The 18,978-nt window shown below is 71.2% G+C and carries 20 protein-coding genes; 10 read left to right on the forward strand and 10 right to left on the reverse strand.

Translation table 11 applies throughout. From position 1 onward, the window contains the following. Nucleotides 1-156: 156 nt before the first annotated feature. Entirely contained in the window at nt 157-1,713 is a 1,557-nt protein-coding gene (hutH, locus tag B277_RS10385) for a histidine ammonia-lyase (RefSeq protein ID WP_007927997.1), read from the reverse strand. A 78-nt stretch (nt 1,714-1,791) separates the two neighbouring features. On the opposite strand from hutH, the gene B277_RS10390 reads away from it, so the two are divergent. Beyond that, nucleotides 1,792-2,532: an IclR family transcriptional regulator gene (locus tag B277_RS10390; RefSeq protein ID WP_007927998.1), complete on the forward strand. Its 741-nt coding sequence runs from the start codon at nt 1,792-1,794 to the stop codon at nt 2,530-2,532. A 138-nt stretch (nt 2,533-2,670) separates the two neighbouring features. On the opposite strand, the gene B277_RS10395 is transcribed toward B277_RS10390, so the two are convergent. Further along, on the reverse strand, nt 2,671-3,723 hold the full coding sequence (locus B277_RS10395) for a 4-hydroxy-3-methylbut-2-enyl diphosphate reductase (RefSeq protein WP_007927999.1): 1,053 nt from the start codon (nt 3,721-3,723) through the stop codon (nt 2,671-2,673). A gap of 79 nt (nt 3,724-3,802) precedes the next feature. Here B277_RS10395 and xseA point away from each other — a divergent pair, with 79 nt between their 5' ends. From xseA to B277_RS10410, 3 genes are read left to right on the forward strand one after another with little or no spacing between them, the layout of a single operon-like run. Beyond that, nucleotides 3,803-5,035, forward strand: a complete 1,233-nt coding sequence (xseA, locus tag B277_RS10400) for an exodeoxyribonuclease VII large subunit (RefSeq protein WP_007928001.1) — start codon at nt 3,803-3,805, stop codon at nt 5,033-5,035. 26 nt (nt 5,036-5,061) lie between these two features. After that, the gene (locus B277_RS10405) at nt 5,062-5,292 is read left to right on the forward strand and encodes an exodeoxyribonuclease VII small subunit (RefSeq protein WP_007928003.1); all 231 of its coding nucleotides are present in this window, start codon (nt 5,062-5,064) and stop codon (nt 5,290-5,292) included. Further along, nucleotides 5,289-5,780 carry an NUDIX domain-containing protein gene (locus tag B277_RS10410; protein WP_007928005.1) on the forward strand — a complete coding sequence of 164 codons (492 nt, stop codon included), beginning with the start codon at nt 5,289-5,291 and terminating at the stop codon, nt 5,778-5,780. Before B277_RS10405 ends, B277_RS10410 begins: the two co-directional genes overlap by 4 nt. Here B277_RS10410 and B277_RS16030 read toward each other — a convergent pair. Further along, entirely contained in the window at nt 5,766-6,449 is a 684-nt protein-coding gene (locus B277_RS16030; protein WP_007928008.1) for a DUF4245 domain-containing protein, read from the reverse strand. The genes B277_RS10410 and B277_RS16030 overlap by 15 nt on opposite strands. A gap of 77 nt (nt 6,450-6,526) precedes the next feature. On the opposite strand from B277_RS16030, the gene glpX reads away from it, so the two are divergent. Together glpX and B277_RS10425 are read left to right on the forward strand one after the other, a co-directional pair. Then, nucleotides 6,527-7,543 (forward strand): class II fructose-bisphosphatase, encoded by a 1,017-nt coding sequence (gene glpX / locus B277_RS10420; protein ID WP_007928010.1) that lies wholly within the window; start codon nt 6,527-6,529, stop codon nt 7,541-7,543. Nucleotides 7,544-7,546: 3 nt separating this feature from the next. Next, nucleotides 7,547-8,497 (forward strand): PfkB family carbohydrate kinase, encoded by a 951-nt coding sequence (locus B277_RS10425; protein WP_007928011.1) that lies wholly within the window; start codon nt 7,547-7,549, stop codon nt 8,495-8,497. Here B277_RS10425 and B277_RS10430 read toward each other — a convergent pair whose 3' ends face one another. The 4 genes from B277_RS10430 to B277_RS10445 are packed head-to-tail and all read right to left on the reverse strand — an operon-like array spanning nt 8,498 to nt 12,868. Further along, nucleotides 8,498-9,751: an ABC transporter ATP-binding protein gene (locus tag B277_RS10430; protein ID WP_007928013.1), complete on the reverse strand. Its 1,254-nt coding sequence runs from the start codon at nt 9,749-9,751 to the stop codon at nt 8,498-8,500. Nucleotides 9,752-9,781: 30 nt separating this feature from the next. After that, a complete protein-coding gene (locus B277_RS10435) occupies nt 9,782-10,654 on the reverse strand; it encodes a carbohydrate ABC transporter permease (RefSeq protein WP_007928014.1) in 873 nt (290 codons plus the stop codon). 1 nt (nt 10,655) lies between these two features. Further along, nucleotides 10,656-11,564: a carbohydrate ABC transporter permease gene (locus tag B277_RS10440; RefSeq protein ID WP_007928015.1), complete on the reverse strand. Its 909-nt coding sequence runs from the start codon at nt 11,562-11,564 to the stop codon at nt 10,656-10,658. Next, a complete protein-coding gene (locus B277_RS10445) occupies nt 11,561-12,868 on the reverse strand; it encodes an extracellular solute-binding protein (RefSeq protein WP_007928016.1) in 1,308 nt (435 codons plus the stop codon). The genes B277_RS10440 and B277_RS10445 overlap by 4 nt, the downstream gene beginning before the upstream one ends. A 214-nt stretch (nt 12,869-13,082) precedes the next feature. Between B277_RS10445 and B277_RS10450 the strand changes: the two genes are divergently transcribed. From B277_RS10450 to B277_RS10460, 3 genes are read left to right on the forward strand one after another with little or no spacing between them, the layout of a single operon-like run. Next, on the forward strand, nt 13,083-13,598 hold the full coding sequence (locus tag B277_RS10450; protein WP_007928018.1) for a beta-class carbonic anhydrase: 516 nt from the start codon (nt 13,083-13,085) through the stop codon (nt 13,596-13,598). Nucleotides 13,599-13,652: 54 nt separating this feature from the next. After that, nucleotides 13,653-14,726, forward strand: coding sequence for a Glu/Leu/Phe/Val dehydrogenase dimerization domain-containing protein (locus B277_RS10455; RefSeq protein ID WP_007928020.1), 1,074 nt, complete (start codon nt 13,653-13,655; stop codon nt 14,724-14,726). Continuing rightward, nucleotides 14,723-15,076 carry a nuclear transport factor 2 family protein gene (locus B277_RS10460; protein WP_007928021.1) on the forward strand — a complete coding sequence of 118 codons (354 nt, stop codon included), beginning with the start codon at nt 14,723-14,725 and terminating at the stop codon, nt 15,074-15,076. Before B277_RS10455 ends, B277_RS10460 begins: the two co-directional genes overlap by 4 nt. Nucleotides 15,077-15,206: 130 nt before the next feature. On the opposite strand, the gene glmM is transcribed toward B277_RS10460, so the two are convergent. After that, on the reverse strand, nt 15,207-16,556 hold the full coding sequence (glmM, locus tag B277_RS10465; protein WP_007928022.1) for a phosphoglucosamine mutase: 1,350 nt from the start codon (nt 16,554-16,556) through the stop codon (nt 15,207-15,209). A gap of 115 nt (nt 16,557-16,671) precedes the next feature. Between glmM and B277_RS10470 the strand changes: the two genes are divergently transcribed. Further along, on the forward strand, nt 16,672-17,811 hold the full coding sequence (locus tag B277_RS10470; RefSeq protein WP_040881330.1) for a glutamate--cysteine ligase: 1,140 nt from the start codon (nt 16,672-16,674) through the stop codon (nt 17,809-17,811). Between the two features lie 116 nt (nt 17,812-17,927). Here B277_RS10470 and rpsI read toward each other — a convergent pair whose 3' ends face one another. Together rpsI and rplM are read right to left on the reverse strand one after the other, a co-directional pair. After that, complete coding sequence (rpsI, locus tag B277_RS10475; protein ID WP_007928027.1) at nt 17,928-18,449, reverse strand: 30S ribosomal protein S9; 522 nt, start codon at nt 18,447-18,449, stop codon at nt 17,928-17,930. 31 nt (nt 18,450-18,480) lie between these two features. Next, nucleotides 18,481-18,924, reverse strand: a complete 444-nt coding sequence (gene rplM / locus B277_RS10480; RefSeq protein WP_007928029.1) for a 50S ribosomal protein L13 — start codon at nt 18,922-18,924, stop codon at nt 18,481-18,483. Nucleotides 18,925-18,978 lie beyond the last annotated feature (54 nt).

Raw genomic sequence — 18,978 nt, forward strand, 5'->3', positions numbered from 1 at the left:
GACGAGGTCGKCAGGGCGCTCGGCGGACCTCGGGGTCGGAGGTTGTTCATGAGCATGGCGCAGCGGCGCCTCGGTCTGCCAGCTGCGGGGCGGTCAGCTCGGTGCCTCGGGGGGGCACGCACGGGACGGGCTCCGTCCATGGTGATCAGGCTCCTTCTACTTCAGCGGGCCGGTGACGGACTGTGCGGCCGCGAGGACCGACCCGTCGACGACGGCGAGGTGGGCGGCGGTGAGGTCGGGCGAGGTGAAGCGGTCCGGGCCGGGCCCGCTCTCCCCGTGCTCGGCGAGGGCGTCGATGACTGCGGCGGTGGCCGGTGCCGGACGAAGGGGGGCCCGCAGCGCGATCCCCCGCGCGGCGGTGTGCAGCTCGATGGCGACGACCCGGGCGAGCGCGTCGACGCTGCGGCGCAGCTTGCGCGCAGCGCCCCAGCCCATCGACACGTGGTCCTCCTGCATGGCGCTGCTCGGGATCGAGTCGACGCTGGCAGGGGTGGCCAGGCGCTTCATCTCCGAGACCATCCCGGCGGCCGTGTACTGCGCGATCATCAGGCCGGAGTCGGTGCCGGGGTCATCAGCGAGGAAGGGCGGCAGCCCGTTGGACCGCTTGACGTCGAGGAAGCGGTCGGTGCGCCGCTCGCTCATGCTCGCGACGTCAGCGGCGACGATCGCGAGGAAGTCGAGGACGTAGGCCACGGGCGCCCCGTGGAAGTTGCCGTTGGACTCCACGCGCCCGTCGAGGGTGACGACGGGGTTGTCGATGGCCGAGGCGAGCTCGTGGCCGGCGATCGTCGCGGCGTGCTCGACGGTGTCGCGCGCCCCGCCGTGCACCTGCGGCGCGCAGCGCAGGGAGTAGGCGTCTTGGACGCGCGTGCAGGCCGCCGGGTCGCGGTGGCTGTCGCGGATCGGGCTGTCGGCGAGGACGGCGCGCATGTTGGCGGCCGAGAGGGCCTGGCCGGGCTGGGGGCGCAGGGCCTGCAGGTCTGCGGCGAAGACGTCGTCGGTCCCGAGCAGCCCCTCGACGCTCATCGCGGTGGCGATGTCGGCGGTGGTGAGCAGGCGCCGCAGGTCGTGGACGGCGAGACAGAGCATGCCGAGCATGCCGTCGGTGCCGTTGATGAGCGCCAAGCCCTCCTTCTCGTGGAGCTCGACGGGGGCCAGACCGGCGCCGTCGAGCGCCTCGGCCGCGTCGACCTCGTCGCCGCCGTCGATCCGCACACGGCCCTCACCCATGAGGGTGAGTGCGCAGTGGCTGAGCGGGGAGAGGTCGCCGGAGCAGCCGAGCGACCCGTACTCGTGGACGACCGGGGTGATGTGGTGCTGCAGCAGCGCGAGGTAGAGACGGAGGGTCTCCTCGCGGATGCCGGTGCGACCGGTCGCGAGGGTCTGGACGCGCAGCAGCATGAGCGCGCGCACGACCTCCTCCTCGACCTCTGGGCCCGCGCCGGCGGCGTGGCTGCGCACGAGCGAGCGCTGCAGCTGGGCGCGCTTGTCGTGCGGGATGTGCGTCGTCGCCAGGGCGCCGAAGCCGGTCGAGACGCCGTAGTGGGCGACGGTGTCCTCCGCGAGGCCCTCGATGACGGTGCGCGCAGCGCGGACCCGCTCCCAGGCGGAGTCGCTGATCTCGACGGCGGCGTGGTGGCGGGCGACGACGACGACCTCGTCGATGGTGAGAGGCCGGTCGCCGAGGACGACGGTGGTGGTGTCGGTGCTCATGGGTCCATGCAACTCCCTTCGGCGTCACCGGGAGCGCCGATGGAGGGGATAGTGTCTCGGATACGAGACAGGAGCCCCATGTCCAATGCCACCTCCGCGGGCCACGCGCTGCGCGCACTGACCCACCTGGCCAGCCGCGCCGAACCCATCCCCGCGGCTCACCTCGCCCGCGCGCTCGACCTGCCGCGCAGCAGTACCTACCACCTGCTCACGGTCCTCGTGGAGCACGGCTACGTCGTGCACTACGCCGAGGAGCGCACCTACGGCATCGGAGCCGCGGTCCACGAGCTCGGCGCGGGGTACCAGCGCCAGGACCCGCTCCAGCGGCTGGCCCGGCCGCTGGTCGAGCGGCTCGTCGACGCGACGACGCACAACGCGCACCTGGCGGTGCTCTCGGGTCGAGACGTCCTCTACGTCATCGAGGAGCGGGCGCCGCGTCGCCCTTCGCTCGTCACCGACGTCGGGGTGCGCCTGCCGGCGACGCTCACGGCGAGCGGGCTGGCGATGCTCGCCGCCCTCCCCCGCCGGCAGGTCACGGCCCTCTACCCGTCGGCCGCGGTCATGGTCGGCGGTGGGCCGGCGACACCATCGGCCCTGCGACGACTGCTCGTCGACGTGCGTGCTCGTGGGTACGCCGTCGAGGCGGGCAGCGTCTCGCCCGACCTGTCATCGGTGGCGAGTGCCGTCCTCGACCGCGACGGGCACCCCGTGGCGGCGGTGGCCCTCACCTATCGCACCGACGACGTCGACGAAGGGGGCGCCGCCTACCTCGCGCAGGCGGCCGCCGAGACGGCGACGAGGATCAGCCAGCGGCTGTGACCCCCGTCCGCTCGGAGATCCCCGTACCGCTCCCTGAGGAGGTCGCGAGACCCCCGTCCGCTCCCTGACGAGGTCGCGAGACCCCCGTCCGCTCCCTGAGGAGGTCGCGAAGCGACCGTCTCGAAGGGCGGGGACGGGCTAGTGCAGCTGGCCGGCGTCGCCGAGGGCGCCGGCGTCGTGCTTCATCTGGTCGCTCATGCCGGCGGCCTTGAGGTCGCGGCGCAGCTCCTTGGGCAGGGCGAAGAGCAGCGACTCCTCCGCGGCGGTGACCGGCTGCGGCTCGCCGTAGCCCCGCTCGGCGAGGAAGTCGAGGACCCCGCGCACGAGGATCTCGGGGACCGAGGCACCGGAGGTGACACCGACGGTGCGCACACCGTCGAGCCAGGCCTCGTCGATCTCGTCGGCGTAGTCGACGAGGTGACCATCGCGCGAGCCGTGCTCGATGGCGACCTCGACGAGGCGCACCGAGTTGGAGGAGTTGCGCGAGCCGACGACGATCATCAGGTCGCAGTCCTTGGCCATCTGCTTGACGGCGAGCTGACGGTTCTGCGTCGCGTAGCAGATGTCGTCGGAGGGCGGATCCTGCAGCTTGGGGAACTTCTCGCGCAGCCGGCGCACCGTCTCCATCGTCTCGTCGACCGAGAGGGTGGTCTGCGAGAGCCACACGACCTTGTCGGGGTCGCGGACCTCGACGTTGGCGACGTCATCGGGGCCCTCGACGAGGGTGATGTGGTTCGGCGCCTCGCCAGAGGTGCCGACGACCTCCTCGTGCCCCTCGTGACCGATGAGCAGGATGTCGAAGTCGTCGTCGGCGAAGCGGACCGCCTCGCGGTGGACCTTGGTGACCAGCGGGCAGGTCGCGTCGATCGTCTTGAGGCTGAGGGCCTTGGCCTCCTCGTGGACGATCGGGGCGACGCCGTGGGCGGAAAACACGACGGTCGCACCCTCGGGCACCTCGTCGGTCTCCTCGACGAAGATCGCGCCCCTCTTCTCGAGGGTCGTCACGACGTGCTTGTTGTGGACGATCTCCTTGCGCACGTAGACCGGCGGGCCGTAGAGCTCGAGGGCCTTCTCGACCGTGACGACGGCACGGTCGACACCGGCGCAGTAGCCGCGGGGCGCGGCGAGCAGGACGCGCTTGGCATCCTGCGGGGCGGCGGTGTCGGCGGTCGGGGTCGCACTGGTGGTCATGCCCTCCATCGTAGGTGAGGGGGCTGAACACGCCCTGACCGCCGCCGGACCGTCCGACGTGCCTGCTTGACTGTGGGCCGTGAGCATCCCCCTTCCCGACAAGGCAGCCGACACCACGGCCGAGCAGCCGTGGCCGGTGCGGCTGCTGAGCATGAAGATCGCCGAGTACGTCGACCGCATGTCCGTCACCTGGGTCGAAGGGCAGGTCGTCCAGCTGACCCGACGACCCGGCGCACGCACCGCGTGGCTGACGCTGCGCGACCCCGACGTCGACATGTCGCTGTCGTGCATGGTGCGGGTCACCGCGCTCGACGCCATGCCGGCGCCGCTCGGCGAAGGTGCGCGGGTCGTCGTCCAGGCCAAGCCGAGCTACTGGACCCAGCGCGGCTCGCTGTCGATGGACGTGCGCCAGATCCGGCCGGTCGGCGTCGGCGAGCTGCTTGCCCGCATCGAGTACCTCAAGCAGCACCTGCGCGCCGAGGGACTCTTCGAGGCCTCTAGCAAGCGGCCGCTGCCCTTCCTCCCCCGCCGGGTCGGCCTCGTCTGCGGACGGGCGAGCGCCGCCGAGCGCGATGTCGTCGAAAACGCCCACCGCAGGTGGCCGGGCCTGCCCTTCGAGATCCGGCAGGTCGCCGTGCAGGGGCCGACGGCCGTGACCGAGGTCAGCGCGGCCGTCGCCGAGCTCGACGCCATCGACGACGTCGACGTCATCATCGTCACGCGCGGCGGTGGGTCGGTCGAGGACCTGCTGCCCTTCAGCAACGAGACGATGGTCCGCGCCGTCGCCGAGGCACGCACCCCGGTCGTCAGCGCCATCGGGCACGACGTCGACACCCCGATCCTTGACCTCGTCGCGGACGTGCGGGCCTCCACGCCGACCGATGCCGCCAAGCTCGTCTGCCCCGACGCTGCCCAGGAGGGGGCCGGTGTCGTCGAGGCCCGAGGGCGCGCCCGGGCTGCCCTGGCCGGCATGGTCGACCGCGAGCGCCGCGGCCTCGTGCAGCTGACGAGCCGGCCCGTGCTCACCGACCGCACGGCCTTCGTCCGGGCGCAGCGCGAGGTCGTCGCCTCCCTGCGTCGCCGGGCACACAGCCGGGTCGAGGCGCGGCTGCACCGCGAGCGCGACCGCATCGGTCACCTGCGGACCCAGGCGCGGGTGCTCTCCCCCGCCTCGACGCTCGAGCGCGGCTACGCGATCGTCCAGCGGCCCGAAGGGGAGGTCGTCGCCTCCCGCGAGGCGCTCGCCGTCGACGACCTGCTGCGGGTGACGGTCGCCGACGGCGACTTCGCCGTGCGGGTCACCGACTCGTGACACCGCCCGCACCTAGAGTGGTCGCCATGGCCACCGACCCGCAGCCCGACCAGGAGCAGACCGACGTCGCCGACCTCTCCTACGAGGAGGCCCGCCAGGAGCTCATCGAGCTCGTCGCCCGGCTCGAAGGGGGCCAGGCCGGCCTCGAGGAGTCGATGCGGCTGTGGCAGCGCGGCGAGGCCCTCGCCGCCCACTGCGAGGCCTGGCTGGACAAGGCCGAGGCGAGCCTGGGGTCCGAGGGCACGTCCGAGGAGTGAGCGAGCCGCTCCACCGGGTCGCCATGGGGCTGCTCGTCACCGGCGAGCGGGTCCTGCTGGCGCACCGGCACCCCCTTCGTCGGCACTACCCCGACTGCTGGGACGGCGTGGGCGGCCACATCGAGGCCGGCGAGTCGCCGGAGCAGGCCCTGGTGCGGGAGTGCCAGGAAGAGCTCGGCGTGACGGTGACCCGGTGGCGGCGACTCGCCCCACCCGTGACCGCCTGGGCCGACGACCTCGAGCTGCACCCCTTCGTCGTCGACGCCTGGCGGGGCACCCCGACCAACCTTGCTCCCGACGAGCACGACGACCTCGCCTGGGTCGACCCCGGCACGCTCGGCTCCCTTCGCCTGGCGCACCCGGGCCTGGCCCCCCCTCGTCACGACCGCCATGAGCCGCTGAGCATGAGAAACCCCGGCTTCGCAAGAGTTGGGGACTCTTGCGAAGCCGGGGTTTATCGGGTCACCCGAGAATCACGAGGAGGGTGAGGCGCTGCTGCTGCCGGCCTTCGTCACCTTGACCGGGGCCAGCCGGTCGGCGAAGTCCTCGAGCTGCTCCCACGAGCCGGTGCCCGTGACGAGCGTGGTGAGCTCGGTCGTGTCCTGCGGGACGTGGACCAGACTGCGCTGGACCTTGCCCTCGCGGTCCCGCTTGGTCCAGGTGCGACCGTCGCGGGTCTCGAAGGTCCCCACGCGCGCGCCGTTGTTGGTCTGGGTGTCGACCCAGCCTTCGCCGGGATCGAGCGCCTGCTGGACCGAGACGTACTCGCCGTCCGGGGTGGTGTAGCCGGCGTTCCAGACCATGACGTCCCCCTTCGAGCGGACGTAGCGCACGCTGGTGGCGACCCAGCCGTCCGGCAGGTCGCGCGGGTAGGCGAAGGGCTGGCCGGCCTGCTGGGCGCGGTACTGGGCCGATCCGGGCACGTCCACCGACTGCGGCGTCGTGCTGTTGGGCCGCCCCGTCATGAAGAACAGGGCGAGGGTGATCGCCACGATGACGGCCATCGAGCGGGCCATGTTGGCCGCCGACCCCTTGGCGTAGTGGCTCGCCCCGCGCGCGGGGACGCCCTGCTGGGCCGCGAGCTCGGCCGGGGTCGGCTCGCGGTCCGGGGTGGCGCGTGGGGCGGTCTCGGCGGGGTCGCCGGGGGCAGAACTCATGAGTGACATGGTCGCACGCGTGGGAGCGTGCTCCGGATAGGCTCTGGCGCGACGAGCACCACCCGCAGAGGAGACACATGAGCCAGTCCCAGACGTCCACATCGAGCGCCGGGGTCATGCACCCCGACCGCAACCTGGCGATGGAGCTGGTCCGGGTCACCGAGGCTGCCGCCCTCGCCGGTGGCCGGTGGGTCGGGCGTGGTGACAAGAACACCGCCGACGGCGCGGCCGTCGACGCGATGCGCTCGATGATCTCCAGCGTGCAGATGCAAGGCACCGTCATCATCGGCGAGGGTGAGAAGGACGAGGCGCCGATGCTCTACAACGGCGAGGAGGTGGGCGACGGCACCGGCCCCTCCTGCGACGTCGCGGTCGACCCCATCGACGGCACCACCCTCACGGCGAAGGGGATGACCAACGCGGTCTCCGTCCTCGCCGTCGCCGACCGAGGGTCGATGTACGACCCCAGCGCCGTCTTCTACATGGACAAGCTCGTCACCGGCCCCGAGGCTGCGGACGTCGTCGACATCCGGCTGCCCGTCGCCGAAAACATCAAGCGCATCGCCAAGGCGAAGGGCGAGCAGCCCGAGGACGTCACCGTCATCATGCTCGACCGGCCGCGGCACAACGACCTCGCCGAGCAGGTGCGTGCCGCCGGCGCCCGCATCCGCTTCATCTCCGACGGTGACGTCGCCGGCGCCATCATGGCCGCCCGCCCCGGCACCGGCATCGACCTGCTCCTCGGGGTCGGCGGCACGCCGGAGGGCATCATCACCGCCTGCGCCATCAAGTGCCTCGGCGGTGTCATCCAGGGCCGCCTGTGGCCGCGCGACGACGAGGAGCGCCAGCAGGCCATCGACGCCGGTCACGACCTCGACCGGGTCCTCACCACCGACGACCTCGTGGCGACGGACAACTGCTTCTTCGTCGCCACCGGCATCACCGACGGCGAGCTGCTGCGCGGTGTCCGCTACCGCGCGGGCGGCGCGACGACCGAGTCGCTCGTCATGCGCAGCAAGTCCGGCACGATCCGCGTCGTCGAGGCCCACCACAACCTCACCAAGGTCGAGCGGCTCTCCCCCGGCCTCGGCTGACCCGTGCCCAGCCTGCGGCGTGCGCCCGCGCCCTGCTCCACCCTCGTCATCGGCGAGTCGCTCGTCGACGTCGTCGTCGGGTCGGACGGGCACACGCAGGAGCACGTCGGAGGCAGCCCGCTCAACGTCGCCGTGGGGCTGGCCCGCCTGGGCCACCCCGTGAGCCTCGCGACCTACTTCGGCCGTGATGCCCGCGGCGCCATGATCGGTGAGCACCTCGCCGAGGCAGGGGTGCGGCTGACCCAGGGCAGCGACAGCGCCGCCGACACCTCGACCGCGACCGCCACCCTCGACGCCGCGGGCACGGCCACCTACGACTTCGACATCACCTGGCGGGTGACCGAGCCACCTGACGTACCGGGCCACCTGCACACCGGGTCCATCGGCGCCCTGCTCCGGCCCGGCGGCGTCGACGTCCTGTCGGCGATGAGCACCGCCACCCGCGGGCACACGATCTCCTACGACCCCAACATCCGCCCGGCCCTCATGCCCGACCGCGAGCGCGTCCTCGAGGAGGTCGAGCGTCGCGTGGCCGTCAGCGACGTCGTCAAGGCGAGCGACGCCGACCTCGAGTGGCTCCTCGACCGCCCGCTCGACCCGACCGGCATCGCCGACCTCCTGCGCTCGTGGTGCGACCTCGGGCCGGCCCTCGCCGTCTGCACGCTGGGCCCGGCCGGGGCGCTGGCGATCCTCCCTTCGGGCCGCCGCATCACCGCGCGCGGACGCCGGGTCGACGTCGTCGACACCGTCGGGGCCGGCGACTCCTTCATGGCCGGGCTGCTCTCGGGGCTCGCCGACGCCGGCCTGCTCGGCGGCGCCGACGCCAAGGCCCGGCTGCACAAGGCGCGCGGTCGGGTCATCACCGGCGCGATCGAGCGCGGCATCGCCGCCTCCGCGCTCACGGTGACGCGGCCCGGCGCCTGGGCACCGAGCCGCGTCGACCTCGAGGGCTGATCAGCCGGCGGTCGCGGCCTCGCGGGCACGCGCCCGCTCCAGGGCCCGCTGCCGGTCCTCCTCGGACTGGCGGGCGATCTCCGCCGCCTTCGCGTCGTCACGGGTCAGGCAGTCGCCCGACTCCGGGTCGAAGACGTGCATGAGGGTCGGGTCGAAGACGAAGTTGCCGTCGTCGCCCTCACGCACCCGCGAGCGCGGGTCGAGGTTGATGACCATCTGCGTGCGCATGCCCTCGCCGTCGAGCTCCTTGTCGAGCTCGTCGAGCTTGTGCTTGACGTCGCCCTCCACCGTGAAGGGCACGTAGGCGTACTGCTCGTTGCCCAGCCACTCCGTCTGGTCGACGGGTGCGGCGAAGCGCACCCCGCCGCTCGGGACGTCGCCGAGGTCGGCGTCCTTGATGTGCTCCGGGCGGATGCCGACGATGAGCAGCTCCTTGCCGCCGGCCCGCTCGCGCACCGCCTGCGGCAGCGGCACGGTGCAGAAGGGCAGCTCGAGCTCGTCCCCCTTCACCTCCGCCGGCAGGAAGTTCATCGGCGGCGTCCCGATGAAGCCGGCGACGAAGAGGTTGACCGGCTGGTCGTAGAGCTCGCGGGGGCTGGCGCACTGCTGCAGCACCCCCTTCTTGAGCACGGACACGCGGTCGCCGAGGGTGAGGGCCTCGGTCTGGTCGTGGGTGACGTAGATCGTCGTCGTGCCCATGCGCCGCTGCATGCGGGCGATCTCCGTGCGCATCTGGCCACGCAGCTTGGCGTCGAGGTTGGACAGCGGCTCGTCGAAGAGGAAGGCGTCGGCGTCGCGCACGATCGCCCGGCCCATCGCCACCCGCTGCCGCTGCCCACCGGAGAGATTGGCCGGCTTGCGCTCGAGGTGCTCGTCGAGCTCGAGCATGGAGCTCGCGGCGCGCACCTTGGCATCGATCTCCTCCTCGCTGTGCTTGCCCTTGGCCAGGCGAAGGGGGAAGGCGATGTTCTCGAAGACCGTCAGGTGCGGGTAGAGGGCGTAGTTCTGGAAGACCATCGACAGGTTGCGGTCCTTCGGCGACAGGTCGTTGACCCGCGTGCCGTCGATGAGCAGCTCGCCGCTCGTGATGTCCTCGAGCCCGACGACCATGCGCAGCAGCGTCGACTTCCCGCAGCCGGAGGGACCGACGAAGATCATGAACTCGCCGTCCTTGATGTCCAGGCTCACGTCGTTGACCGCGGGGAAGCCGTCGCCGTACTGCTTGACGATGTTGTTGAGGGTGATCTCAGCCATGGGGGTTCTCCAGTGTTGTGAAGGCGGGGGTCAGCCCTTGACGGCGCCCGAGGTCAGGCCGGCGACGATCCGGCGCTGGAAGATCAGCACCAGGATGACGACGGGGATGGTCACGACGACCGAGGCCGCCATGATGGCGCCCGTCGGCTGCTCGAACTGGCTGGCTCCGGTGAAGAAGGCGAGCGCCGCCGGGACGGTGCGGGCCTGGTCGGAGGTCAGCGAGATCGCGAAGACGAAGTCGTTCCACGCGGTGAAGAAGGTGATGATCGCCGTCGTGAAGACGCCCGGGGCGGCGAGCGGGATGATCACCTTGCGGAAGGCCTGCCAGCTGCTCGCCCCGTCGACCTGCGCGGCCTGCTCCATCTCCCAGGGGATCTGCTGGAAGAAGGCCGACATCGTCCAGATCGACAGCGGCAGGGTGAGCGCGAGGTACGGGATGATCAGGCCGGGGATCGTGTCGAAGAGACCGACGCGGCTCCACACGTCGAAGAGCGGCGTGACCATGGCGACGACCGGGAAGAAGCTCACCGCGAGCGCCGTCGTGAGGATCATCTTCTTGCCCTTGAACTCCAGTCGGGAGATCGCGTACGCGCAGAACATCGCGAGGACGACGGAGATGACCGTCGCGAGCAGGCAGACGATGAGCGAGTTGCGCAGGGCCGGCATGAAGAGGTCGCTCGCGCCGCCGGTGAAGATCAGCCGGTAGTTGTCGAGCGTCGGGTCCTTCGGCCAGAAGTTGCCGAGGTGGGCCGCGTCCGGGTCGGCGAGGGTGTCGGCGCTCTTGAGCGAGAGCGAGAGCATCCACAGCAGCGGCAGGACGGTCCAGATCATGATGGGCACCGCGAGCGCGGTCCACAGGCCGGTGCCCTTGACGGGCTCCTTGACCTTCGCTTCCTTCGCCATCTCAGCTCCTCCCCTGGGTGAGGTCGACCTTGAATCCTCGGACGAAGACCGCCGCGATGAGCAGCACGCAGAGGAAGAGGATCACCGACAGCGCCGACCCGAGACCGATCTCGGTGCGGTCGATCGTCTGGCGGTAGATGAGACCGGAGAGGGAGTTGGTCCCGTTGGCGCCCCCGGTCATGATGAAGATGTTGTCGAAGATGCGGAAGGCGTCGAGGGTGCGGAAGAGCACCGCGACCATGATCGCCGGCTTCATGTTGGGCAGGATGACCTTGGTGAGCACCTGCATCCACGAGGCCCCGTCGACCTTGGCCGCCTCCTCCATCGAGGTGTCCACCTGGGCGAGGCCGGCGAGCAGGAGCAGCGACATGAAGGGCGTCGTCTTCCAGATCTCCGAGAGGCAGATGACGAAGATCGAGGGCCAGAAGCTGCCGAACCAGTCGTAGTTGTCGCTGACCCCCGGCACCCAGCTCGTCCAGCGGTTCACGAAGCCGGTGTCGGTCTGGTACATGAAGAGCCAGGTGAAGCCGGAGACGACCGTGATGATCGAGTACGGGATGAGCACCACGGTGCGCAGCGTCCGCCGGGGCAGGACGATCCGGTGCATGACCAGGGCGATGACGAAGCCGAGGACCAGCTCGATGACGACGGTGATGACGGTGATGATCACCGTCGCGAGCATCGCGCTCCAGAAGACCGAGTCGCTGAAGGAGACGACGTAGTTGTTGAGCCCGACGAACTCCCGGTTGTCGGGGTCGGTGAGCCGGTAGGCGAAGAAGCTGTTCCAGATCGCCTGGAGGATCGGGTAGGCGGTGACGAGCAGCATGACGACGAAGGCGGGCAACGCCAGCTTCCAGCCGAGGCGTTGCTCGGCCTTCGCACGGTCGGAGAGACGGGGAGCGGCACTCACAGCAGTGCATCTCCCTTCAGCACGTCCTGGAGCAGGCTCGTCGTCTGCTGGGGCGTCGACGACGGGTCGACCGCGCCGGGCGGGCTGTACTCACGCTGGATGCCGCTGGAGACGTCGCCGTAGTACTGGGTGAGCGGGCGCGGCCCGCTCGAGTCGAGCGAGGCGCGGATCAGGCCGGCCATCGGGAAGGTCTCCTTGACCTCGGCGTCGTCGTAGACCGCCTTGCGGGCGGCCGGGTTGCCGGTGCCGAGCATGTACGACTTCTGGCTCTCCTGCGAGGTGAGGCACTCGACGGCCTCCCAGGCCTGGTCCTGCTTCGTCGACGAGGAGGCGACGCCCATCTCGATGCCCCCGAGCGGCGGCTTGGACTCGCTGCCCTCGACGGTCTGCGGGTAGCGCGCCCACGCGAGGTCGTCCATCCAGTCGACCTCCGCGCCCTCGAGCGCGGCGTAGACGTAGGGCCAGTTGACCATGAAGCCGGCGTTCTCGTTCTGGAACATGTCGAGCGTGGTCGTCTCGTCCGTCGAGCCCATCGCCGGGCCGCCGACGCCCTCCGAGCTGACCTTCTGGATGATCTCGGCGGCCTTCTTGCCGCCCTCGGACTCCAGGCCGAAGGCGAGCTGGTCGCCGTCGGCGCCGGGATTTTCGACGATGTGGTCGCCGCCCCCTTCGACGAGGGCGTTGATCCAGACCATGTAGCCCTCGTAGCGGGAGGCCTGCACGCCGATGTCGGTGTCGGTCTTCTTGGCGGCGGCGATGACCTGGTCCCACGAGACCGGCTTGCTCATGTCGAGGCCGGCCTTCTCCGCGACGGACTTGCGGTACCAGAGCAGCTGGGTGTTGGCCCAGAAGGGAGCGGCGTACAGCTCGTCCTTCCACGTCGCGTTGGTGACGGCCGGGTCGACGACGTCCCCGGTGAAGGTGGCCTTGCGGTCCTGCGGCACCGGGGCGAGGAAGCCGGCCTCGGCGAACTCGGCGACGAAGACCGGGTCGATCGACATGATGTCGACGCCCTTGTCCTGCGAGGCCAAGCGCCGCAGCAGCTGCTGGCGCTGGTCGCTCGCGCTGTTGGGCAGCAGCTGGATGCCGATCGTGTAGGCGCCACCGGAGGCGTCGGAGCACTCCTTGGCCAGCTGGGCCTGCCCGCCACCGGCCGGGTCGGAGCCACCACCGTCGGGGTTGATGTACCAGGTCAGGTGGGTCGCCCCGCCTGACGAACCGTCGTCACCGCAGGCCGCCAGACCGAGGCTGGCCGTCATCGTCACGGCCGCCACCCAGGCGATCCGACGTCGTCGTCCGTCCACGTCGTTCCTTTCGTCGCGAGGAGACGACGAGGCGCAGGGGGTCGTCGACGTCGTCTCCCATGGACTGTCTACACCGGTTGTGTGGTCCGCACCACGCTCTCGCCCCCACGAGTTGTCATCGGGATGCTTCCGTGACGCACGGCTCGTGGACCGCCCGCATCCGGCGGGCCGCCACGGGGCTACTGTGCGAAGACCCCTTCGAAAGGATTCGCTCATGAGTGCACCGACCCCCTCGACCGACGACTTCGCGGACCTCGTGGCCGCCAACCGCGCCTTCGCCGACGACTTCTCCCTCGGCGGCTTCGACGGCATCGCGAAGGCGGGCGTCGCCATCGTCACGTGCATGGACAGCCGCATCGACCCGCTGGGCATGCTCGGGCTGCAGCCGGGTGACGCCAAGATCTTCCGCAACCCGGGGGGCCGGGTCACCGCCGCCGCGCTCGAGGCGCTCGTGCTCGGGGTGCACCTGCTCAACGTCAACCGCGTCCTCGTCATCCCGCACACCCGCTGCGCCATGGCCTCCGCGACCGAGGTCGAGCTGCGCGAGCGCATCGGCGCCTCGGCCGGGCAGGACGCCTCGTGGCAGGGCTTCCACGTCGTTCGCGACCAGCTCGACGCGCTCCGTCAGGACGTCGCCGCGGTCCGCTCGCACCCGCTGATCTCGGACACCGTCAAGGTGGGCGGATTCATCTACGACGTCGACACCGGGCTCATCGACCAGCGCCTCTGAGCCGGCGCCGACCCCGGGTGACAGGGGTCACACGGCCCCTGTCACCATGGGCGGATGACCACCGTCACGCCCCCTACCCCGACCGCTGACGCCATCGCCGAACCCTGGGCGAGCGAGCAGACGATCACCTGCCGCGACGACCGCGTCGGCCGGCGTGCCGTCATCGCGATCGACGACACGACCCTCGGCCCGGGCTTCGGCGGGGTGCGCTACCGCGCCTACCCGTCGACCGAGGCCGCCGCGCGCGAGGCCCAGCGTCTCGCCGCCGCGATGACCCTCAAGCACGCCCTGGCCGAGCTGCCCTACGGCGGCGCCAAGTCCGTCGTCGTGCTCGACGGCCCGGTGCCGGCACCCAGCTCCCCCGAGCGGCGCGCCCTCTTCGCCCGCTTCGGCGAGATGGTCGCCCGCACCGCGGGGACGTACATCCCCGGCGTCGACATGGGCACGCTCCTCGAGGACATGCAGACCATCCGCGACGACGGCGGCGCCCGGGCCTTCTGCGACGAGGTGAGCCCCTCCCCCTTCACCGCCCGTGGCGTGTACGCCGCCATGCGCGCCGCCGCGGTCCACGAGCACGGCGAAGGGGGCCTCGACGGCCTGCACGTCGTCGTCCAGGGCGTCGGCAGCGTGGGCGAGGAGGTCGCCCGCCTCGCCCACCGTGACGGCGCCCGCGTGACCGTCGCCGACATCGACACCGCCCGGGCGCAGGCACTCGCGACCGAGCTGGGTGGGCAGACCGTGGCGACGCAGGCGGCTCCCTTCGCCGAGGCCGACGTCTTCGCGCCGTGCGCGGTCGCGCGGGTCGTGACCCGCGAGGCGATCCCGCGCATCCGGGCGCGGATCATCGCCGGCGCCGCCAACGACACGCTCGACACCCCCGACTGCGCGGAGGCGTTGCGCGCGGCTGGCATCACCTACGTACCCGACTTCGTCGCCAATGCCGGCGGCGTCATCCAGGTGCACGGCGGTGTCGCCGGCTGGAGCGATGCCGAGACGCTCGCGGCCGTCGACCGCATCGGCACGCGCGTCGGCGAGCTGCTCGAGACCGCCGACACCGAGGGCATCACGCCGCTCGAGGCCGCGCTGCGTCGCGCCGACGCGGCGCTGGGGCGGACGGTGGCCCGATGAGCGCCGAGGCCGCGGTCCGCCGCTACTACGAGCTCGTCGACGCCGGTGACGTCGAGGGCGTCGTCGGGTGCTTCGCCGACGACGCCGTCTACCACCGCCCCGGCTACGCGCCCATGGTCGGGGCGGAGGCGCTGCGTGCCTTCTACTCCGGCGAGCGGGTCATCGCCGACGGGCGGCACGTGCTCGACGAGTTCGTCGTCGACGGCGAGCGCGTCGCGGTGCACGGGCGATTCACCGGCACCCTCAGGGACGGCAGCGCCGCGCAGGTCGGCTTCGCCGACTTCTGGGTGCTCCGTGACGACCGTCGGGCGACCACGCGCCGCAGCTTCTTCGACACCCCCGCCGTCTGACCTGCCACCCCTCTCCTGCGCATTTCCCTAGGGAAATACCACCCAGCCTGCGCATTTCCCTAGGGAAATACGGACCCCCGTGCGTATTTCCCTAGGGAAATACGCACGGGGGTCGGTGGAGTGGTCGGAGTCAGAGGGAGAGGCGCTCCCGGACGACGACGGAGAGGCGCTCGGCGGACTCCTGGGCCCGCTCGTGCGTGTCGGCCTCGACCATGACGCGCACGACCGGCTCGGTGCCGGACTTGCGCAGCAGCACGCGGCCGTCGTCACCGAGCGCGGTGGAGACCTCGGAGACGGCGCCCTGGACACCCTCGTCGTCGTCGACGCGGTCCTTGTCGACACCCTTGACGTTGATGAGCACCTGGGGCATGCGGGCCATGACCGACCCGAGCTCGGCGATGCTCTTGCCGGTCTCCGCGACGCGGGCGGCGAGCATGAGGCCGGTGAGCACCCCGTCACCGGTCGTCGCGTGCTCCTGGAGGATGACGTGGCCCGACTGCTCGCCGCCGAGGGAGTAGCCGCCCTTGCGCATCTCCTCGAGGACGTAGCGGTCGCCGACGCCGGCCTGGACGACCGAGATGCCGTGCTCCTGCATCGCGCGGATGAGGCCGAGGTTGCTCATGACCGTCGCGACAAGGGTGTCGTCGGCGAGGCGGCCGTGCTCCTTGAGCGCCACCGCGAGGATCGCCATGATCTGGTCGCCATCGATCTCGCGGCCCTCGGCGTCGACCGCCAGGCAGCGGTCGGCATCGCCGTCGTGGGCGATGCCGAGGTCGGCACCGTGCTGACGGACCGCCTCCTGGAGGGGGCCGAGGTGCGTCGAGCCCACCCCGTCGTTGATGTTGAGCCCGTCGGGCCGGGCACCGATGACGTGCACCGTCGCGCCGGAGAGGCGGAAGACCTCCGGCGAGACCTCGCTCGCCGCGCCGTGCGCCGCGTCGATGACGACGGTCAGACCCTCGAGCTGGGGCTCCACGGCGTCGAGCAGGTGGCGCACGTATCGGGTGCCACCGTCGTCCATGAGCGTCACGCGGCCGACGTCGACACCGGTCGGGCGGGCCGGCGACTCCTCCATGGCGGCCTCGATCGCGTCCTCGACGGCATCGGGCAGCTTGTGCCCGCCGGAGGCGAAGAACTTGATGCCGTTGTCCGGCATGGCGTTGTGCGAGGCGGAGAGCATCACGCCGAAGTCCGCATGGACCTCGGCGGTGAGGAAGGCGACGGCCGGGGTCGGCACGACGCCCGCGTCGAGCACGTCGATGCCGCTGCTCGCGAGGCCGGCCACGACGGCTGCGGACAGGAACTCACCCGACGCGCGGGGGTCGCGCCCCACGACCGCCACGGGCCGCCGCCCTTCGGTGCCCTCGGGGTCCCGCAGGACGCGGGCTGCCGCCTGGGCCAGGCGCAGGGCCAGGTCGGCCGTGATGACCTCGCCGTTGGCGAGACCGCGGACACCGTCGGTGCCGAAGAGTCGGGACATGGATCATGCAACCTTCCGTGAGGACCCCCGTCCGCATGTCGCACGCGGGACGGGCCTCAGTGACGATACCGGCTGGTTAGGCTGGGACACCGCAGGTCCGGGCGTCCGAGAGGCCATCATGATCGACTTCACCCCCTCAGAGGGCCCCACGCTGGGGGTCGAGTGGGAGATCGCACTCGTCGACCGCGAGACGCTCGACCTCGTCCCCCTCGCGGAGAGCGTCGTCGGCCCCCTCACCTCAGACGACGTGCTCGCGCCCAAGATCCACCGCGAGCTGCTGACCAACACCGTCGAGATCGTCACGGACAAGTGCCATGACGTCCCGGAGGTCATCGCCGACCTCTCCTCGAGCCTCGACCGGCTGCGGACCCTGACCGATGACCTCGGTCTCGAGCTCATGAGCGCCGGCACCCACCCCTTCGCCCGCTGGGAGTCCCAGCAGGTGACCGAGGGCGACCGCTACGCCACCCTCATCGACCGCACCCGGTGGTGGGGGCGGCAGATGGTCATCTACGGCGTGCACACCCACGTGGGCGTCACCCACCGCGACAAGGTGCTGCCGCTGCTCGGCGGGATGCTCACCTATGCACCCCACCTGCAGGCGCTCTCGGCGTCGTCGCCGTGGTGGGGCGGCGTGCCGACGGACTACGCGAGCAACCGCGCCCAGATGTTCCAGCAGCTGCCGACGGCCGGCCTGCCCTTCCAGTTCGACACGTGGGCCGAGTACGAGCGGTACGTCGACGACCTGCTCGTCACCGGCGTCATCGACGAGCTCAAGGAGGTGCGCTGGGACCTGCGCCCCGCGCCGCACCTCGGCACGCTCGAGGTGCGGGTCTGCGACGGGGTCCCGACCCTGCACGAGATCGGGGCACTCACCGCGCTCACCCAGAGCCTGCTCGTCCACCTCGACGACCGCCTGACCGACGGCGGCACGATCCCGACCCTGCCGCCCTGGCACGTCCAGGAAAACAAGTGGCGCACCGCCCGCTACGGCATGGACGCGATCATCATCCTCGACGCCCGCAACCGCGAGCGCCTCGTCACCGACGAGCTCCACGACCTCCTCGAGCGGCTGGCACCGATCGCCCGCCGGCTCGGCTGCAGCGACGAGCTCGCCGCCGTCGAGGACATCATCCGCGTCGGCGCCAGCTACCAGCGCCAGCAGGCGGTCGCCGCCGCCCACGACGGCGACCTCGTCGAGGTGACCCGGTCGCTCGTCTCGGAGATGCGGGCCGGCCGACCCGCCGGCACCTGACGACGACCCCGCACCACGACGACGAAGGGCGCCGCCCACCGTGAGGTGAGCGGCGCCCTTCGTGCAGCCCTTCGAGACGGTCGCGGAGCGACCTCCTCAGGGACCGGGGCGCTGGATCAGCGCTTGCTGTACTGCGGAGCCTTGCGGGCCTTCTTGAGACCGGCCTTCTTGCGCTCCGGGACGCGCGCGTCCCGGGTCAGGTAGCCGGCCTTCTTCAGGGTCGGGCGGTTCAGCTCGGGGTCGACCCCGTTGAGCGAGCGCGCGACGCCGAGGCGGACGGCACCGGCCTGGCCGGAGGGGCCACCGCCGTGGACGCGCACGAGCACGTCGTAGGCGCCGTCGAGCTCGAGCGCGACGAGCGGCTCGTTGACGATCTGCTGGTGGACCTTGTTGGGGAAGTAGTCCTCGAGCGCACGCCCGTTGACCTTCCACTCGCCGGTGCCCGGGACGATCCGGACGCGGGCGATGGCCTGCTTGCGGCGGCCGGTGGCCGAGCCGGGAGCGGAGGCGGAGGGGCGACGCACGGGCTCGTCGGAGCCCGCGACGGGGCCCTCGGACTCGGAGGTGTAGGAGCTCAGCTCGGGCTCGTCGCCCTCGAGCACCTCGGTGTTCACAGCGTTGTCGGTGGTGTCAGCCACGGTATTCCTCTAGTTCCTGATCGGGGCGCGCTTACTGCGCGACCTGCGAGATCGTGTAGGGGGTGGGCTGCTGCGCGGCGTGCGGGTGCTCGGCACCGGCGTAGACCTTGAGCTTGCCCAGCTGCTGGCGACCGAGGGTGTTGCGGGGAAGCATGCCCTGGATGGCCTTCTCGACCGCGCGGGTCGGGTGCTTCTCGAGCATCTCGGTGTAGTTCATCGACGACAGACCGCCCGGGTGACCCGAGTGACGGTAGGCGCGCTTCTGCTCCGCCTTGGCGCCGGTCAGCGCGATCTTGTCGGCGTTGATGATGATGACGAAGTCGCCCGTGTCGACGTGGGGGGCGAAGGTCGTCTTGTGCTTGCCGCGCAGCAGGACGGCGGCCTGGCTCGCGAGACGGCCGAGCACGACGTCCGTGGCGTCGATGATGTGCCACTGACGGGTGATGTCACCGCCCTTGGGGGTGTACGTACGCATGTTCATGCCTTCTGCTCGTTCGTCCCCGTCGCGGTGGAGCGAAGGGGAGGCGCC

This window comes from Janibacter hoylei PVAS-1 (assembly GCF_000297495.1).
GTDB lineage: Bacteria > Actinomycetota > Actinomycetes > Actinomycetales > Dermatophilaceae > Janibacter > Janibacter hoylei.

Bases quoted from the DNA above. Each gene is read 5' to 3' on its own strand.
- B277_RS10455 (WP_007928020.1), top strand. From the start codon at position 13,653: ATGACCACCGTCACGCCCCCTACCCCGACCGCTGACGCCATCGCCGAA.
- B277_RS10405 (WP_007928003.1), top strand. From the start codon at position 5,062: ATGGCCACCGACCCGCAGCCCGACCAGGAGCAGACCGACGTCGCCGAC.
- B277_RS10435 (WP_007928014.1), bottom strand. From the start codon at position 10,654: ATGGCGAAGGAAGCGAAGGTCAAGGAGCCCGTCAAGGGCACCGGCCTG.
- B277_RS10430 (WP_007928013.1), bottom strand. From the start codon at position 9,751: ATGGCTGAGATCACCCTCAACAACATCGTCAAGCAGTACGGCGACGGC.
- glpX (WP_007928010.1), top strand. From the start codon at position 6,527: ATGAGCCAGTCCCAGACGTCCACATCGAGCGCCGGGGTCATGCACCCC.
- B277_RS10450 (WP_007928018.1), top strand. From the start codon at position 13,083: ATGAGTGCACCGACCCCCTCGACCGACGACTTCGCGGACCTCGTGGCC.
- B277_RS10395 (WP_007927999.1), bottom strand. From the start codon at position 3,723: ATGACCACCAGTGCGACCCCGACCGCCGACACCGCCGCCCCGCAGGAT.
- rplM (WP_007928029.1), bottom strand. From the start codon at position 18,924: ATGCGTACGTACACCCCCAAGGGCGGTGACATCACCCGTCAGTGGCAC.
- B277_RS16030 (WP_007928008.1), bottom strand. From the start codon at position 6,449: ATGAGTTCTGCCCCCGGCGACCCCGCCGAGACCGCCCCACGCGCCACC.
- hutH (WP_007927997.1), bottom strand. From the start codon at position 1,713: ATGAGCACCGACACCACCACCGTCGTCCTCGGCGACCGGCCTCTCACC.
- B277_RS10390 (WP_007927998.1), top strand. From the start codon at position 1,792: ATGTCCAATGCCACCTCCGCGGGCCACGCGCTGCGCGCACTGACCCAC.
- B277_RS10460 (WP_007928021.1), top strand. From the start codon at position 14,723: ATGAGCGCCGAGGCCGCGGTCCGCCGCTACTACGAGCTCGTCGACGCC.
- glmM (WP_007928022.1), bottom strand. From the start codon at position 16,556: ATGTCCCGACTCTTCGGCACCGACGGTGTCCGCGGTCTCGCCAACGGC.